The 16,945-nt window shown below is 43.7% G+C and carries 12 protein-coding genes; 8 read left to right on the top strand and 4 right to left on the bottom strand.

Annotated elements, in window-relative coordinates:
* The first annotated feature begins 7 nt into the window (after nt 1-7).
* Nucleotides 8-694, top strand: a complete 687-nt coding sequence (gene kdpE, locus METVE_RS0108695) for a two-component system response regulator KdpE (protein WP_020168083.1) — start codon at nt 8-10, stop codon at nt 692-694.
* Nucleotides 695-720: 26 nt separating this feature from the next.
* On the opposite strand, the gene ylqF is transcribed toward kdpE, so the two are convergent.
* The 4 genes from ylqF to METVE_RS0108715 form a co-directional block, all read right to left on the bottom strand.
* On the bottom strand, nt 721-1,686 hold the full coding sequence (ylqF, locus tag METVE_RS0108700) for a ribosome biogenesis GTPase YlqF (protein WP_020168084.1): 966 nt from the start codon (nt 1,684-1,686) through the stop codon (nt 721-723).
* Between the two features lie 197 nt (nt 1,687-1,883).
* Nucleotides 1,884-2,288, bottom strand: coding sequence for a DUF3106 domain-containing protein (locus METVE_RS0108705; RefSeq protein WP_232415298.1), 405 nt, complete (start codon nt 2,286-2,288; stop codon nt 1,884-1,886).
* A gap of 100 nt (nt 2,289-2,388) precedes the next feature.
* Complete coding sequence (locus METVE_RS0108710) at nt 2,389-2,805, bottom strand: DUF3619 family protein (protein WP_020168086.1); 417 nt, start codon at nt 2,803-2,805, stop codon at nt 2,389-2,391.
* 16 nt (nt 2,806-2,821) lie between these two features.
* A complete protein-coding gene (locus tag METVE_RS0108715; protein ID WP_232415299.1) occupies nt 2,822-3,340 on the bottom strand; it encodes an RNA polymerase sigma factor in 519 nt (172 codons plus the stop codon).
* 274 nt (nt 3,341-3,614) lie between these two features.
* Here METVE_RS0108715 and METVE_RS0108720 point away from each other — a divergent pair, with 274 nt between their 5' ends.
* The 7 genes from METVE_RS0108720 to hrpA all read left to right on the top strand — a co-directional run bounded on the left by METVE_RS0108720 (nt 3,615) and on the right by hrpA (nt 16,931).
* Nucleotides 3,615-4,448, top strand: a complete 834-nt coding sequence (locus tag METVE_RS0108720; protein ID WP_020168088.1) for a class I SAM-dependent methyltransferase — start codon at nt 3,615-3,617, stop codon at nt 4,446-4,448.
* 35 nt (nt 4,449-4,483) lie between these two features.
* Nucleotides 4,484-5,311, top strand: a complete 828-nt coding sequence (locus METVE_RS0108725; protein WP_020168089.1) for a DNA ligase — start codon at nt 4,484-4,486, stop codon at nt 5,309-5,311.
* Nucleotides 5,312-5,543: 232 nt separating this feature from the next.
* Nucleotides 5,544-8,657, top strand: a complete 3,114-nt coding sequence (locus METVE_RS0108730; protein ID WP_020168090.1) for an ExeM/NucH family extracellular endonuclease — start codon at nt 5,544-5,546, stop codon at nt 8,655-8,657.
* 56 nt (nt 8,658-8,713) lie between these two features.
* Nucleotides 8,714-9,433, top strand: coding sequence for a PEP-CTERM sorting domain-containing protein (locus METVE_RS0108735; RefSeq protein ID WP_020168091.1), 720 nt, complete (start codon nt 8,714-8,716; stop codon nt 9,431-9,433).
* A gap of 225 nt (nt 9,434-9,658) precedes the next feature.
* Nucleotides 9,659-11,950: a 5'-nucleotidase C-terminal domain-containing protein gene (locus METVE_RS0108740; RefSeq protein ID WP_020168092.1), complete on the top strand. Its 2,292-nt coding sequence runs from the start codon at nt 9,659-9,661 to the stop codon at nt 11,948-11,950.
* 54 nt (nt 11,951-12,004) lie between these two features.
* Complete coding sequence (locus tag METVE_RS0108745) at nt 12,005-12,724, top strand: PEP-CTERM sorting domain-containing protein (protein WP_020168093.1); 720 nt, start codon at nt 12,005-12,007, stop codon at nt 12,722-12,724.
* A 229-nt stretch (nt 12,725-12,953) separates the two neighbouring features.
* Complete coding sequence (gene hrpA / locus METVE_RS0108750) at nt 12,954-16,931, top strand: ATP-dependent RNA helicase HrpA (RefSeq protein WP_020184104.1); 3,978 nt, start codon at nt 12,954-12,956, stop codon at nt 16,929-16,931.
* Nucleotides 16,932-16,945: the final 14 nt, after the last annotated feature.

Consider the following 16,945-nt stretch of genomic DNA (forward strand, 5'->3'; position numbering starts at 1 on the left):
CTAATTAATGGGACTTGCTAATATAGTACTGATTGAAGATGAGCAGCAAATTCGGCGCTTCGTCACTGCTGCGCTTGAGATTGAAAATTTTCAAGTATTTAGCGCAGAAACGGGCAAGCAAGGACTAATTGAGATTGGTACCAGAAAACCAGATGCGGTTATTTTAGATTTAGGCTTGCCCGATATCGATGGTTTAGTAGTGATTCGAGATGTCAGAACTTGGAGCAATATTCCCATTATTGTATTGTCTGCAAGAACGCAAGAAGCCGAAAAAGTCGCGGCGTTAGATGCTGGCGCGGATGATTTTTTATCTAAACCATTTGGTACACCTGAACTGTTAGCCAGAGTGCGCGCGCAATTGCGCCGTAGAAGTATGTTAAGTGAGGCTAGTAGTGAAGGCGTTTATATGTTTGGCGATATCAGTATCGATTTGCCCAAACGCTTGGTTACAAAAGCTGGTAAGCCCGTGCATTTAACACCGATTGAATTCAGATTATTCACTGAATTGGTCAAAAACGCCGGCAGAGTGGTTACGCAAAGGCAATTATTGAAAGAAGTTTGGGGGCCAGCTTATGTGGAAAATGAGCATTACCTCAGAATCTACATGAGCCATCTACGCCAAAAGTTGGAAAATGATCCTGCACAGCCAGAGCATTTAATCACCGAGATTGGCGTTGGGTTTCGGTTTATATAACGCTTAGTATTTAGCTTTAAATTCGCTTAACTATTATCTATTTCGTTTGTGATTGCAGCATTATCTAAATCGCTATCTGCTGAAACAGCATTGCTTGGCGTACTATTATTCGGCACGCTGTTTTCTTGCATCATCAATAAACGACTTTGTGGCGTTTCCAAACTAACACGGCCAATTGCGCCACTGCGATAATCTGTCAGAAACGCGACTGCAGTTTTTTCCATATCCCATAAACCATCATGGCGCTTGTAACTGCGACGCCTAGCAATTGCCTCTAATAAATCCACGCCATCGATTTGCGCGACATCTATTTTCATCGCATCTAATTTGTAGCGCGCATTGATTAAGTCTGGATAAGTCTGCAATAAATTATCTGCTAAAAAAGTTGCCACATCTTCATCAATCACCGCATTACGGCCAATTGCATGGCTTGCCGCTAACATGTAGCCATCTGATTCATAAGCGATTTTTGGCCACATCATGCCCGGCGTATCTGTGATACTAAATGTCGCATCCAGCTCAAACCGCTGTTGGCTTTTGGTGACTGCTGGTTCATCACCTACTTTTGCCACGCGGCGATTCAGTAGCGCATTCATCAGTGTTGATTTTCCCACGTTTGGAATGCCCATAATCAATGCGCGCAACGGTTTTAAATGTGTACCGCGATGCGGCGTAAGTTTGCGACAAACGGCAGGTATTTTTTTTGCATCACCGGCTTTTTTACAGCTTAAAGCCACGGCTTTGGTATTGGGGAGATTGTTAAAGTAGTTTAGCCAAGCTTCTGTCGCTTTAGGGTCAGCTAAATCCGCTTTATTTAAAATTTTAAGATTAGGCCGCTGGCGAAACAAGCGCATTTCATTGATAACAGGATTGTGACTGGCTTCTGGCACACGTGCGTCCAACACCTCAATCACCATGTCGGTAAATTCCATGGTTTCTTCCGCTTTTTTGCGGGCTTGGGTCATATGCCCCGGATACCACTGAATTGCCATTTAATGCCTTTAAAATCAAAAAATTCGTCGCAACACTGCGTTGCTTAATTATTTTAATCGCTTACATATAAACCATATGCTACGCGCTTAAAATAATTTCGCGCCTTGTTTTGCTTAGACTTTTTTAATTTTCTAGGCATTAAATTGCGCTTTAAAACGGCATTTTAACACCTTTAAGCTTTACTTAAATTTCAAACTTAATTATTACGCCCACGATCATTATTTCTGCCGCGATTAGAACGCTGATTATTTTGCTGCCGCTCTTGCCATTTTTCGCGCGCTTGTTCTCGTTCTTCTGGCGGGCGGTTTTTAAACTCGCGTAAACGGTCTTTTGCTTGTGCTCTTTCATTGGGTGATAATTGTTGATAGCGTTGAATGTTATCGCGCGCGCGTTCGCGTTGTTGTGGATCCATTTCACGCCACTTGTTTGCACCATTGCTCAAACGTTCTTGTCGGTCTGCGGGCAGATTGCCCCAGCGATCTCTTAATGGTGCCAGTGTTTCTTTTTGCTCATTGCTTAAATCTTGCCAGCCGATACCGTTTGCAGCTACCGAATAACGTTCAAATCTAGCAAATTCTGATTCGGCATGCGCTATTGGCATCAAGCTCAATAATAAACCGCATAAAACAAAACAACTTTTAAACATAATTTTGAAAGAAGGCATTTTTAGGCAATTTTGAGGGTTAAGTAGTGGATATCGCTTAAACAGCATCAGCTGAATCTTTGTGGTTGGGCGCTTTTTCAGCATTCAATGTTTCTTCTGCCCAAGCATAAAAATCTGGGTCACTAATCACATCTAAGTCTTCGGCATTATTCAGCACTTCTAAAACTGCCGCTGGATTTTCTACATTATTGCTGGCAAGGCCAACAGTATTATCTGTTTGTTGCGGGTTAATCACCACGAAAACCGCGACCAAGGCACAAAAAGCCAATGCGCTTGCAGGCATCCAAGATTGACTAGTTAACCATTGACTAGACATCCAGTTTGTTTTAACCGATTGGCTATTTAACGCAAGTCTACGTCTATCAGCCAATTGCTGACGCGTATCTAAATCCAGCGAATCGACACTGTGATCTAAGTTAAGCCTAATTTTTTGATTAAAATTGTTTTCATTCATGATAATGACCTCACATCTAATGATGATTATCCAATTGTTGACGTAATTTTTTCAACGCACGCGCGTAATGTGTTTTTACACTGCTTTCAGAACATTGCATCGCAATCGCCGTTTCGGCAATATCCATGCCTTCCCACACACGTAGCAAAAATACTTGCTGTTGTCGTAATGGTAGCGCGCTTAATTCAACATTCAAACTTTGCATAAATTGTGCATCCTGCAATTTCACATCGGGCGAAGTCGCTGGCGTATCAGGTTGCTGCTCCAGCATATCTTCTGCTTCTTCGTCATCGTCCCAATTCAGCCAGCTACGCATACGGTTACGCACGCTTTGCCGTCTGTGCCAATCTAAAATACGCGTTTGCAATATGCTATAAAACAGCGGTTTCCATTGCTCTGCGGGATGCGTGCCGTATTTCTGCACCAGCTTCATCATGGCATCCTGCACAATATCCAGCGCTTCTTCGCGGTTGCCCGTGGCATATTGCGCCATCGAAAACGCGCGGCCTTCAATACTGGCTAAAAATGTTTGCATTGTAATGATGGCCACGCTTTGCAACTGCTCGATAATTGTTTGCTAATAGTAATCCAATTAATCAAATTTAATAAAAATTATATTGTATAAAGTTACACATAAATGCGTGTATTTATCTGTTTTATCATTCATTAAACTAGTTTTATTGTTCGTTAATCTGGCGCTTTTTAATGTCCTTACTCATCAAAACGCAGTCAGCTACACATTGTCTACAAACAAACTAATTTTAAGTATTTAATTTAGTCATTCAAATCATTTGCATTAAAATGACAGCATGCAAAATCCTGACAATCTAAAATCCTTGCTGCAGCCTAATCAATCCATCACGCTGCTAAAAGCGCTGCATATACTCACAGTTGACGGTAAGCTAAATCAAGACAGTCGCCGCAAGCTCAAGCAAGTGACGCACTTAATCAATTTTATTGCACCATTATTGAGTGAAATATTGGATAACAATCCCAATCCCACCATTGTTGATCATGGCGCAGGCAAATCTTATTTAGGTTTTATTTTGTATGATTTATTGTTAAAGCAGCATGCAGCAGGGCAAGTGGTTGGTATAGAAACGCGCGCCGATTTGGTCGAAAAATCAAAAGTTCTGGCGGCTGATTGCGGGTTTGATCGCATGGATTTTCAGCATTTAAGCGTAGAGCAATCCATCACTTCTGACGCCTTGCCAGAAACTGTGGATATTGTGACTGCACTGCACGCTTGTAATACCGCGACTGATGATGCGATTCAGTTTGGCTTAAAAAAACAAGCTAAATATATGGTGCTAGTGCCATGTTGTCAGGCAGAAGTGGCAGAGGTGTTGCGTAAACATAAAAATGAAAGTTTTGGCAAAACACCACTTTCTGAAATTTGGCGACATCCAATCCATACACGCGAGTTTGGCAGCCAAATCACCAATGTGCTGCGTTGCTTGCAATTGGAAGCAGCAGGTTATTCTGTGACGGTGACTGAATTAGTTGGTTGGGAACACTCCATGAAAAATGAGTTGATTATCGCCAAATATACGGGTCAGAAACGCAAAAATGCGACAGAACGCTTAAATGCGATTTTAAGTGAGTTTAATCTGCAAGATTTGCAAACACGGTTTTTGGCCTAAATTAAGTGTTAAGTCGAGGCACAATAAGTCGGTATTTGCTCCTTCGCTTATTCTTATGCGCACTGTTTTTCTCTAATGACGCGTTTTCTCAAGAAATACCTGCGTTATTGTTAGCGCAAAATTATCAGCAAGGTGTTGATGTTAAACAGTATTTAATCAGCGAAAAGTATGATGGTGTGCGCGCTTTTTGGGATGGAAAGCAACTCATTAGTCGACAAGGCAACATCATTAATGCGCCAGAATGGTTTATCAAAGACTTGCCTAAAATCCAGCTGGATGGCGAATTATGGATGGGGCGCGGCAAATTCGATGCACTTTCTGGCGCAGTGCGAAAAGATAAGCCGATTGACGCGGAGTGGAAAAATATCAGCTATCAAATTTTTGAACTACCAAACGCAAAAGGACCATTTGAAGCGCGTGCCAAACGGATTGTAGAAATCGTTAAACAAGCCAATCTGCCGCAGCTCAATGCAGTCGCCCAGTTTCGCGTAAACGATGAAAGTGCGCTAAAACTGCGATTAAAACAAGTGGTGAAAAATGGCGGTGAAGGTTTGATGCTGCACCGTGCCGATGCTGTTTATACAACAGGTCGAAGTGATGTATTACTAAAACTAAAGCCCTTATATGACGCTGAAGCAAAAGTGATTGGGCATACGGCTGGTAAAGGCAAACATGCAGGAAAGTTAGGTGCCTTGCTAGTCGAAACGCCACAAGGAATCCGCTTTAAATTGGGCACAGGTTTTAGTGACGCGCAACGCGAAAATCCACCCGAAATTGGCAGTACCGTGACTTATACTTTTAAAGATACCACCAAAAATGGCAAGCCTAAATTTGCTAGTTTTTTAAGGGTCAGGAACGAGTAAAGTCAAAGTAACTCAAGCAGGTTTAAAAAGTTTTTTGCTTTAGTTTTAAGTGTTAACTCTCTGCTTAAATTTTCGTTAATTGCTGTTTTCAAACTAGTCTAATCGGACTACGCCTCATGCGCTAATCTTAATTTTTCACCCATTCTTAGTTGTTAAAGTAGCCGCGTAAAAGTGCATTCTGTGCATGTTGCTTATTTTTCAACTTTAATCAAAGAACAGGCGTTGTGAAAAAATGATAGTGAAAAACTTATATAAATGGGTCAGTTATAAATCGTTGGGGGCTTTGGCGATTGCGTTAGCATCTGCAACCGCGGCGGCATCTGATAACGGTCTTGTGATTAGCCAAGTATATGGTAGTGGCGGTAATGCCGGCGCACCTTTTCGCAACGATTTCGTTGAATTGTTTAATGCGAGTAATGTAGCCATTAGCTTGAATGGCTTCTCCGTGCAATATGCCAGCGCGACAGGCACAGGCAATTTTGGCAATAACCCGATTATTAACTTGCCAAATATCACTTTGCAAGCCGGTCAGTATTTCTTGGTGCAACAGGCCAGTGGCGGCGCAGCGGGTAATTTATTGCCAACGGCAGATGCCAGCGGCACAGTGAACATGTCTGGCACCAACGGCAAAGTGGTGTTGGTGAACACAACGGCTGGTTTGGCTTGCAATGGCGGTTCTGCAGCATGTTCAGTAACAGATCAAGCCAAAATCATTGATTTAATCGGCTTTGGCAACGCGAATTTTTTTGAGGGTGCGGCTGCAAGCGTGCTTTCTACCAGCACAGCAGCGGTTAGAAGTAATAATGGTTGTACCGATAGCAACAATAACGCCAGCGATTTTTCAGCTTTAGCACCAGCGCCGCGCAATACCAGTTCTGCATTGAATGTTTGCGGCGGCGGTAGTAATCCAGTTAATCAAGCGATTACAACCAGTTGTCCTGCTTTAGCGGTGAGTATCGGCGCAGGCGGCAGTACAACCTTAACTGCAACAGACCCAGATGGCATTGTAAATGGCGCGACACAGACCAGCGCAGCAGTGGCCGGTTTAGAATTAAGTGCTTTAAACCAATCTTCCGCCATCGGTCAACCGGCTAGTTTGAACTTAACCGTTGCGCCAAATGTGCCTGCTGGCAACTATGCGGTAACGGTTAACTTTACCAATAATGATGCGCAAAATGCTAGCTGCACAGTTAATGTGAGTGTGCAGGCGGCTGCAGCCGTTACGCGTATTTATACGATTCAGGGTAGCGATTTAGGTGTTGCTTCAGTGAGTCTACTTAACGGTAGCAGCGTGACGACTGAAGGTGTTGTAACAGCTAAGTTTGCTGGTTTAAGCGGTTTCTATCTGCAAGACGAAATTGGCGATAATAATCCATTAACTTCAGATGGTATTTTTGTATTTGGTAGCAGCGCGCTAGCCAGCGTGAATGTTGGTGACAAGATTCGTTTAAACGCCAATGTGACTGAGTTTAATACGATTACTGAGTTGGTTAACCCAAGCAATATTCAAATATTAAGCAGCAATAATCCAGTGTTACCGACTGATATTACGTTGCCAGAAACGACTGAAGGCGATTTGGAAGCGTATGAAGGTATGTTGGTGCGCATTACAACACCATTAACCGTTTCGCAAAATTACTTTCAAGGTCGCTATGGTCAAGTTAGTTTGTCGGCAGGTGGTCGTTTGAAAAAACCGAGCAATATTTTCCGCCCAAATACGTTTGAAGCTGCGCAACTAGCAGATCAAAACGCCCGTAGCCGCATTACTTTAGATGACGGTAGCAGTGCGCAAAACCCAAATCCTATTCCGTTTATTGGTGAAGGTAATACCTTGCGTGCAGGCGATGTAGTACAGACGGTCACAGGTGTGATTGAGCATGGATTAATCACTGCCAGTAGCACAGGTCCGCGTGATTATAAGATTAACCCAACTATTAACCCTGAGTTTAGTCGCGAAAATCCACGTACTGCCGTACCAAATGCAGTAGGCGGCAATATTAAGGTGGCTAGTTTTAACGTGCTGAACTATTTCACCACTTTTGTGAATGGTAGTACGGCAAGCGGCCAAACTGGCCAAGGTTGTTCGTTGGGCAATAGCGTTGCGGCCAGCAATTGTCGTGGTGCGAATAATGCGCTTGAATTCACGCGTCAACGCGACAAAATCATTAACGCGATTGCAGCTATTAATGCCGATGCAGTTGGCCTAATGGAAATCCAGAGTAATGGCGCAGTAGCGGTGCAAAACTTGGTTGATGGCTTAAATGCAAAATTGGGCGCAGGCACATATTCGCGTGTAAATGACCCAGTTGCAGGCACCGGTACTGATGCCATTAAAGTTGCCATGATTTATAAACCAGCCAAGCTAAGTCTGGTGGGCGCGGCATTATCAGATACCAACAGCATCAATAATCGCCCAACTTTAGCGCAGACTTTTGCTGCAGCGAATGGTGAAAAATTCTCTGTTCTAGTGAATCACTTTAAATCGAAAAGCTGCGGGGATGCTGGTGGGGTAGATGCTGACCAAAACGACGGCCAAGGTTGCTACAACGCACAACGTCAAGAGCAGGCAATACGTTTAGCTAGTGGCTTTATCCCACAAGTGATTGCTGCTGCAAATGATGCAGACGTGTTGGTGATTGGTGATTTAAATTCTTATGGTAAAGAAGACCCGATTGCCTTGCTGAATGACAAGGGCTTAAGTGACCAAATCGCACGCTTTAATGGTGATGAAGGTTATTCGTACGTGTTTGATGGCGAATCTGGTTATTTAGACCATGCCTTGGCAAATGCAAGTATGGCTGCGCAAATCACTCATGCAAATCAATGGCATATCAATGCGGATGAGCCGTTTGTGATTGATTACAACACAGAGTTCAAACCGCAAGATCTATACACGAATGGCCCTTATAAAGCTTCCGATCATGATCCTGTCATCATTGGTTTGAGTCTGAAAAAAGCCATCAACGGTAGCCCGGCGCGCGACACGATTACAGGCACCGCTGGTGATGATGTAATTAACGCAGGTGAAGGCGCAGATACGATTACCACAGGTGCGGGTAATGATGTGATTGTGTATCAAAGTATGCGTGATGCGATGGACACGGTGAATGACTTTACGCCAAATGCTGACCGTATCGATTTGAGCACTTTACTGGCAGGCGTTGGCTACACAGGCAGCAACCCATTTGTTGATGGTTACGCCAAATTGGTGAATATTAATGGTGGTGTGAGTGTACAGATTGATGTGGATGGCAGCGGTGCAGCAACAGCAACCTATCGCCCGATTGCTCTATTAAAAAATCTGAGCGTCAATCAATTGGATGTAGTGAGAGATTTTGCCTGGTAATAAGTTTTGGTTAGTTTTAATTTTGAGTAGTTAATTTTAATATTAGGGAGAAATAAATGTTATTGAAACAATTAGTATTAACGGCAGCATTAATGGCTGCTGGCATTGCAAACGCAGACACGATCACACAGTGGAATTTTAACTCTGTGCCATCAGATGCTGCTACTGGTACAGGTACTACAGCACCAAACATCGGTGCGGGCACAATTAGCCTTTTAAATGGTGTAACAAATCCAGGTTTTAATAGTGGCGTTGGTTCTAGCGATACATCATTAGCAACAAATAATAGCGGCTATCAGACTGAAACTTATGCTGCACAAGGTGCGCAAGATAAGTTAAGAGGTGTGCAATACAATTTAAGTACGGTAGGTTTTCAAGATATCACCGTGACTTACGATTTACGTCATAGCAATACAAGCTCACGCTATGAGCAATTTCAGTATTCTTTAGATGGCACCAATTTTATTGACTTTGCATTATTCGATGGCAATGGCGGCGATACTTGGTTCAATCGTTCAGTTGATTTGTCATCCATTGCTGGCGCAGACAATAATGCCAGTTTTGCTTTCCGAGTAGTGGCAACATTTGCACCAACAACGACTAGTTACGTAGCATCTCGCTCAACCAGTGCTTACGCCGGCGGTACATGGCGTTTTGATGCAGTGACGGTTTCAGGTGCAGCAGTTGCGGCAGTACCAGAGCCAGAATCAGCTGCCATGTTATTAGCAGGTTTAGGTTTGATCGGTTTTATGGCACGTCGCCGTCAATCTGTTTAAGTCATTCACTGTGTTAATGATTTGATTAACGCAATATTTAAAAGCCCTTGCCAAAAGCAAGGGTTTTTTCATTTCAAGCGTCATATTTAAGCCGGCTAATCTAGTCCGTATGGGCCATGCAAAACACTAGGCACGCCATATTGCATCACTAAAGTACGGGTTAGTAAAAAAGCAAAACACGCTGTAACGCTTATTCAATTTAATCAATAACTTTAGGGAAAGATAATGTTAAAAATAAAACAGGTCACATTGCTGGTGGCCGCACTGTTTGCATTACCAGCTTATGCAGAAAATGTAACCGTTTTGCACGTGGGTGACCAAGAAAGTTGGTTACTTTCTGCGCAAGGCAATTTGCGCGACGATAGCACACAAGCGATTTCTTTTTATGGCGGTATCGACCGACTTGCAACCGTGATTGCAAACGCTAAATCAGCTGCCGCTTCAGCAGGTAAAACAGTGATTACGCTGAATGCTGGCGATGCTTTTTTGCCAGGCCCACGCTTAACTGCCAGCTTTAAAAACCTCGCCACAGCACATGCAGATGGCGGTCAGGATTTCTACGATACGATTGCGATGCGTAAGATTGGTTTTGATGCCACGGTTTTTGGCAATCATGAGTTCGATTTAGGTTCTACTGTCGCGGCACGTTTTGCTGAAGTTTCTAACACGACTTATTTATCATCTAACCTTAATTTTAATGCCACGCCAGAGTTCACTGCCTTAGCGGCTAGTGGAAAAGTAGCACCTTCTAAAGTAATCACCACTTTAAGCGGTAAAAAAATCGGCATCGTGGGGGCGACAACGCCTTTATTGCCAAGTATTTCTTCACCTGCGCCAAATAGCATGCTGAATTACAACGCAGCCAATACTGAAGCGCAAAATATTCAAGCTATTTTGCCGTTAATTCAGGCGCAAATTGACGATTTACGTAACAACCAAAATGTAAACACTGTGATTGTGATGAGCCATCTGCAAAACGCCAATAATGAACGCAGCTTGATGATTCCAGGCTTAACCGGCGTAGATTTAGTGATTTCTGGCGGCGGTCACGAGTTAATGGTTGATCCAGATGATTTATTGATTAACGGCGGCGTTGCACCATCATTTAATACGCATCCTATTTATGCAACCAGCGCAGATGCAAAGCAAGTGGCGATTTTAACTGGTCACTTTGGTAACCGTTATGTGGGCGAAGTGAATCTGACCATTGATGACAATACAGGCGCATTAACCAGTATTGATTCGACACGCATGATTCGCGTGACAGGTGCCGCAACAGATGCAGACAAAGTAACAGGTGATGCAACATTGAACACACAAGTGGTTGTGCCTGTGCGTGATTACATTGCGGCTTTGAATGCACAGATTATCGGTACAACCGCAGTTGCTTTAAATGGCCCAACGCACGTTGCTGGCACAAATGGTAACTACATTGCTGGTGTGCGCAATGCTGAAACAGGTTTAGGCAATTTGGTGGCTGATGCCATGCGTTTTGCTGGCGGCAGCGATGTGGCGATTCAAAACGGTGGCGGTATCCGCACCAATATCGCAGGCCCTGGCAATGTTTCTGTCGGCGACACATTTAACGTATTACCTTTTACCAACTTGGTAAAAGTCGCGTTAAGCATGAACGCTACGCAACTTAAGGATGTATTAGAACATGCGTATGGTGCAACAAGCCCGTCTGGCGCGGCAAATGGCCGTTATGCGCAAGTTTCTGGTATGAAAGTTACTTACAAAAGTAATAACACAGCACGCACGACATTAGGCACTGGTAATCGAATCTTGCGCGTAGTTTTAGATGATGGCACGGTATTAATTGATAACGGTGCTGTGGTGAGTACAACACGCACATTCTCATTTACCACCATCGATTTCACTGCGGCGGGCGGCGATGCTTATCCGTTTGTAGCAAATAACGTGCTGTTTGAAAACAATCCATTCACTATTACTTATCAAGAAGCGTTGGCTAATTATATTCAAACACCAAAAGCTGCTGGCGGTTTAGGTCGTGTGGATGCAGCCGATGGCGACGAAATTACTGCTAACTTATACGGTATAGAAAACGCGTTCGATTTACATGGTCGTTTGATTGATGTGGCGGCAGCAGTAGTTGCAGTCGCTGGGGTCACTAAAACAGGCACAGCTGGACGTGATGTTTTGGTTGGTACAAATGGCGATGACATTATTATTGGCGGCGCAGGCGCTGATACTTTAACTGGTGGCGCGGGTGGCGATGTATTCGTATACCAAAATATTCGCGATGCAGGCGACGTAATCACCGACTTTACGCCTTATGCCGACACCATCAAATTAAATGCCTTGCTAAGTAGCGTTGGCTACAACGGAACGCAAGCAGTTGCGGATGGCTATGTGCGTTTAGTAGATGTGTCTGGTGGTGTCAGTGTGCAAATTGATACAGACGGTACGGCAGGCCCAGCAACATTCCGCCCGTTAGTGACACTTAAAGGCTTAACAGCTAAGCAAATCGTACCAGCACGTGATCTGGGTCTTTAAAAATACCAGAAAAATATCAGTAATAAATTCATTAATTAAAAAAGGATTTTTCAAATGAAAGTGCAAAAAATGATTAAAACGAGCTTGATTGCAGCAGCATTAAGTTTAGTGTTTGCAGGCAACGCAATGGCAGCAGTAACAAATGGTAGTTTTAGCCAAGGATTAACTGGTTGGAGCACGTTGGGTGATGTTGCCGTGCAATCGGGTTCTATCTTAATGACAACCGCATCAACGCTTTATGAAGATGACTTTCCAGAAGCGGCTGGTACATTCAATGCATCTGGTAACGCGGCTGCCGATATTGCTGCTGGCGGATTCGAAGCGTTTGCTGGTTTAAGCGCTGGCGCATTAGATACACCAGATTTTGCTTACGAAGGCTCAATTTTAAAACAAACTTTTAATGTGAATGCGGGCGATACACTAAGCTTTAACTGGAATTTCTTTACCAACGAAACGAATGCAGGCAGCGATTATGCTTTTATTTCTGTTAATGGCGTATTAACAAAATTAGCCAGTGCTTCCAATGCAACAATCGCTTCTGTGCCTTACGCATTATCAACAGGTGCAGGTTTGTTTAGCCAAACTTTTGCCACAGCATCATCCATTACATTGGCTTTTGGTGTGGTGGATTTAACTGATTACAACGCGACATCTGCACTATGGTTAGATAACGTCAATTTAGTAGCCGCACCTGTTCCAGAACCAGAATCTTATGCGATGTTATTAGCAGGCTTAGGTTTGATTGCGGCTGCTTCACGTCGCAAAAAGTCCTAGACATTATTAAAGTGATTATTTAAGAACTCTCTAGCTGTCCCTTCTAGCGCGTTTCCAATTAATATTGGAGCGCGCTTTTTTTATGCAAGTTCTAATACTGCTTTTGTACATAAAACGCTTTAAGAATAGGCTTTGAGCTAAACCACGCATAGCTAGCGTGGTAAAATAGGCGAAAATGCAGAATCCACAAAGCCTAATTACCCATTTAGTCAGTCAGTTAAATAGCTGTATGTTGGCAGATCGATTTTCTCTAAAAAATCGTCTGAATCAAGCAAAAACGTTATTGCAACAAAACAAGAACGCTGAAAAAGCGCTGAATGAGATTGCCCACAAGATACGTCATTCACAGGCTAAGTTTGCTTTACGTTTAACTAATTTACCCAAGCCAGAATACTCGCTTGAACTACCCATTTCATCACGCCGCGATGAAATCGCAACTGCCATTAAAAACAATCAAGTGGTGATTGTGTGTGGCGAAACAGGTTCTGGTAAAACCACACAATTGCCTAAAATCTGCTTAGAACTCGGCCGCGGTGTTTCTGGTTTAATTGGTCATACGCAACCGCGGCGTATTGCTGCACGTTCGGTCGCTTCGCGTATTGCACAAGAACTACAAAGTCCGTTGGGCGAGGTGGTTGGCTATAAAGTGCGCTTTAACGATAAGCTTTCAGAGTCTAGCTATATCAAGCTGATGACGGACGGTATTCTGCTGGCTGAAACGCAAGGTGACCGCTTTCTTAACGCTTATGACACCATCATTATTGATGAGGCGCATGAGCGTAGCTTGAATATTGACTTTCTGCTGGGCTATCTGAAACAGTTATTACCAAAACGCCCCGATTTAAAAGTCATCGTCACTTCTGCCACGATTGATGCGGATAGATTTTCAAACCACTTTAATGGCGCACCAGTGATTGAGGTTTCTGGTCGCACCTATCCAGTTGAGATTCGTTACAGGCCACTTGGTAAAGCAGGTTTTCGCGCGAAGGAAATCGAGGCAGATGATGCATTCGATTTAGATGATGAAGCCGGATTTACAACTGAAAACTTATTAGGCATTCCACGTAAAGCCAAAACCGAAGCGCGTTGGTTGGAAGAAGATGACGAAGAAGAGGCGATTGAAGAAGCGATTTTAGATGCCGCAGATGATTTATTGCGGCAAGGTGATGGCGATATTCTGGTGTTTTTACCAGGTGAACGCGAGATTCGCGATACTGCCGAACATTTACGTAAATATCAAGGCCGTTCTGCCAAACTGAAACATATCGAAGTTTTGCCCTTATTTGCACGGTTAAGTATCGAGGATCAGCAAAAGATATTCAAAAACCATAGTTCACGTAGAATCGTATTGGCAACCAATGTGGCAGAAACTTCACTCACAGTGCCTGGCATTAAATATGTGATTGATGCGGGTTTAGCACGGATGAGCCGATATAGTTCGCGCGCAAAAGTGGAACAATTGCAAATCGAAAAGATTAGCCAAGCGGCAGCGAAACAACGCGCAGGGCGTTGCGGTCGTGTATCTAATGGTATTTGCGTGCGACTTTATTCTGAGCAAGATTTTGACGGTCGCCCTGAATTTACCGAACCAGAGATTTTGCGTAGTTCGCTGGCCAGCGTTATTTTGCGCATGGCCGCGCTGCGATTAGGCGATGTAGTGGATTTTCCGTTTATTGAAGCACCAAGTTCGCGCTTAATTGCCGATGGTTATCAATTATTGCAAGAACTGGGCGCGGTAGATGCGCGACGTCAAATCACAGAAATCGGCACGCAGCTAGCTAAATTACCGCTCGACCCGCGCGTCGGCCGCATGATTTTAGCTGCCAAGCGAGAAGGATGCCTGAATGAGATTTTGATCATCGCCAGTGTGTTAAGTATTCAAGATCCACGCGAACGGCCGATGGATAAACGTGAAGCGGCAGATAATGCGCATGCCAAATTCGCTGGTGAAGGCTCAGATTTTATGAGCTATCTCAAGCTTTGGGATTTCTTTGATAGCGCATTGAAAAACAAAAAATCCAATAAAGATTTACTTAATCAATGCCACACTAATTTCTTGTCATTTCTACGTTTAAAAGAATGGCGTGAACTGCATAGGCAACTATTGGAAATTGTGCTTGAGATGGATTTTAAGCTTAATGAAAAAGAGGCCCAAGATAAAGAAAAGTTTGAGCAGATTCACAAATCGTTATTGGCAGGTTTATTAGGCAATATCGGTTTTAAAGATGGTGATAATGACACCTATTCAGGCGCGCGTGGCATTCGTTTCCATGTTGCGCCAGGCTCTACACTTAAAAAGACACGTCCGAAATGGGTGATTGCGGCTGAGTTGGTGGATACCACCAAGTTATACGCGCGCTGCGTGGCTAAAATAGAACCAGATTGGATTGAGCCGCTAGCCAGAGGGTTAACCGAAAGCCAATATACCGACCCGCGTTGGGATAGAAAAACGGGCATGGTTAACGCTTGGGAACGCGTTTCTTTATACGGTTTAACCATTATCCCGAAACGTCGCGTGCATTATGGGCCGATTAACGCGACAGAATCGCGCGAGATATTTATTCGTGAAGCGTTGGCAAATGGTGAGTTTGATACAAAAGCGGCATTCTTTAGAGCCAATGAGCGTTTGATCGCAGAAGTAGAAGAGTTAGAACACAAAGCACGTCGCCAAGATGTGTTGGTAGATGAGCATCAACTATTTGCGTTTTATGATGCAAAAATCCCTGCGGATATCTTTCAGGCAGCCACTTTTGAAAAATGGCGTGAGAGCGCAGAAAAGCTTAATCCCAAGTTATTGTATTTAACCCGTGATGATTTGATGCGTCACGGCGCGGATGCGATTACTGCCGTGCAATTTCCAGAAAAAATTACGCTAGACGGTGTGGAAATCACGCTTAAATATCGCTTTGAACCAAGTCATATTTTGGACGGCGTAACTGCCACGATTCCGCTGGCCTTGCTGAATCAGTTAAATCCAACACAAACGGAATGGCTAGTGCCAGGCATGTTGCGTGAAAAACTGACTTATTTGGTTAAAGCGTTACCGAAAACATTCCGCCGCGTTTGTGTACCAGTGCCAGAATTTGTGACTGTGTTTTTAGACAAAAATAACATTGGCGAAGCACCCATCAAGCAAGCGCTTGCCGCGCATATTCAGCATGTGACAACACTTAAGATTGGTATTGACGATTGGGTCGAGGAAACGCCAGCGCATCTATTGATGAATTTTAGTGTGGTGGATGATGCAGGGCGTGAATTGGCAATGGGTCGCGATTGGAATGCGCTGAAAAAACAATTGGGTTCAGCCGCGCAATTAACCTTTAGAAATACGCTGCCTGATATTGAAAAAACAGGTTTAAAACAGTGGGATTTTGGCGATCTGCCTGAAAAACTATCTTTCGAGCGCGATGGCCTGAAAGTGACTGGCTATCCTGCGCTTGAAGATAATGGCGATAGTATTGCGGTTAAGTTGTTTGATACAGAATATGCAGCACATGTAAATCACCGTAAAGGTATTTGCCGATTGATGCGTTTTGAGTTAAAAGAACAGGTTAAGCAGCTAGAAAAAAGCCTGCCCAATTTTAACCAATATGCACTTACTTTAAGAAATATCATGTCGCCCGAAGAGTTGCGTGAAGAGTTGGTAGCGGCCATTGCAGACCGCGCTTTTATTGGCGAGGATGATTTGCCGCGTACCAATGCAGATTTTATGACACTGAAACAACGCGCCCGCACACGTCTGCCAGCGGTGACGCAAGCGATTGCAAGGCAGGCGCAAGCAATTGCGACTGAGTATCAGCTGCTAACCATTGCGCAGGCCAAAATGCCTACAACAGTGAATCGATTAAAGCGCGATTTAGAACAACAGTTGGCTTTACTGGTCTATAAAAAGACTTTTACCCAAACGCCGTGGGAGTATTTGCAGCACGTGCCGCGTTATTTAAAAGCCTTGCGCTTACGTATTGAAAAACAGCCATCCGCGCCGGATCGCGATGGTAAAAATGCCGCTAGCGTGGGGTTAATCTGGCAAAAGTGGCAAGATAAAATAAATCAGTATCAGCAGGAAAATCGTGAAGTATCACAAGATTTACACGATTTTCGCTGGTTAATAGAAGAGTTGCGTGTTTCATTGTTTGCGCAAGAACTCAAAACGCCAATGCCTATCTCAGTTAAGCGGATAGATAAAATCTGGGCAGATATGGGCTGATGCTTTTAATTAAA

The sequence above is a fragment of the Methylotenera versatilis 79 genome (genome assembly GCF_000384375.1).
GTDB classification, from domain to species: domain Bacteria; phylum Pseudomonadota; class Gammaproteobacteria; order Burkholderiales; family Methylophilaceae; genus Methylotenera_A; species Methylotenera_A versatilis_B.

Excerpts from the sequence above, each read along its gene's own strand:
- kdpE (WP_020168083.1), top strand. The coding sequence starts at position 8 with ATGGGACTTGCTAATATAGTACTGATTGAAGATGAGCAGCAAATTCGG.
- ylqF (WP_020168084.1), bottom strand. The coding sequence starts at position 1,686 with ATGGCAATTCAGTGGTATCCGGGGCATATGACCCAAGCCCGCAAAAAA.
- METVE_RS0108705 (WP_232415298.1), bottom strand. The coding sequence starts at position 2,288 with ATGCCAATAGCGCATGCCGAATCAGAATTTGCTAGATTTGAACGTTAT.
- METVE_RS0108710 (WP_020168086.1), bottom strand. The coding sequence starts at position 2,805 with ATGAATGAAAACAATTTTAATCAAAAAATTAGGCTTAACTTAGATCAC.
- METVE_RS0108715 (WP_232415299.1), bottom strand. The coding sequence starts at position 3,340 with ATGCAAACATTTTTAGCCAGTATTGAAGGCCGCGCGTTTTCGATGGCG.
- METVE_RS0108720 (WP_020168088.1), top strand. The coding sequence starts at position 3,615 with ATGCAAAATCCTGACAATCTAAAATCCTTGCTGCAGCCTAATCAATCC.
- METVE_RS0108730 (WP_020168090.1), top strand. The coding sequence starts at position 5,544 with ATGATAGTGAAAAACTTATATAAATGGGTCAGTTATAAATCGTTGGGG.
- METVE_RS0108735 (WP_020168091.1), top strand. The coding sequence starts at position 8,714 with ATGTTATTGAAACAATTAGTATTAACGGCAGCATTAATGGCTGCTGGC.
- METVE_RS0108740 (WP_020168092.1), top strand. The coding sequence starts at position 9,659 with ATGTTAAAAATAAAACAGGTCACATTGCTGGTGGCCGCACTGTTTGCA.
- METVE_RS0108745 (WP_020168093.1), top strand. The coding sequence starts at position 12,005 with ATGAAAGTGCAAAAAATGATTAAAACGAGCTTGATTGCAGCAGCATTA.
- hrpA (WP_020184104.1), top strand. The coding sequence starts at position 12,954 with ATGTTGGCAGATCGATTTTCTCTAAAAAATCGTCTGAATCAAGCAAAA.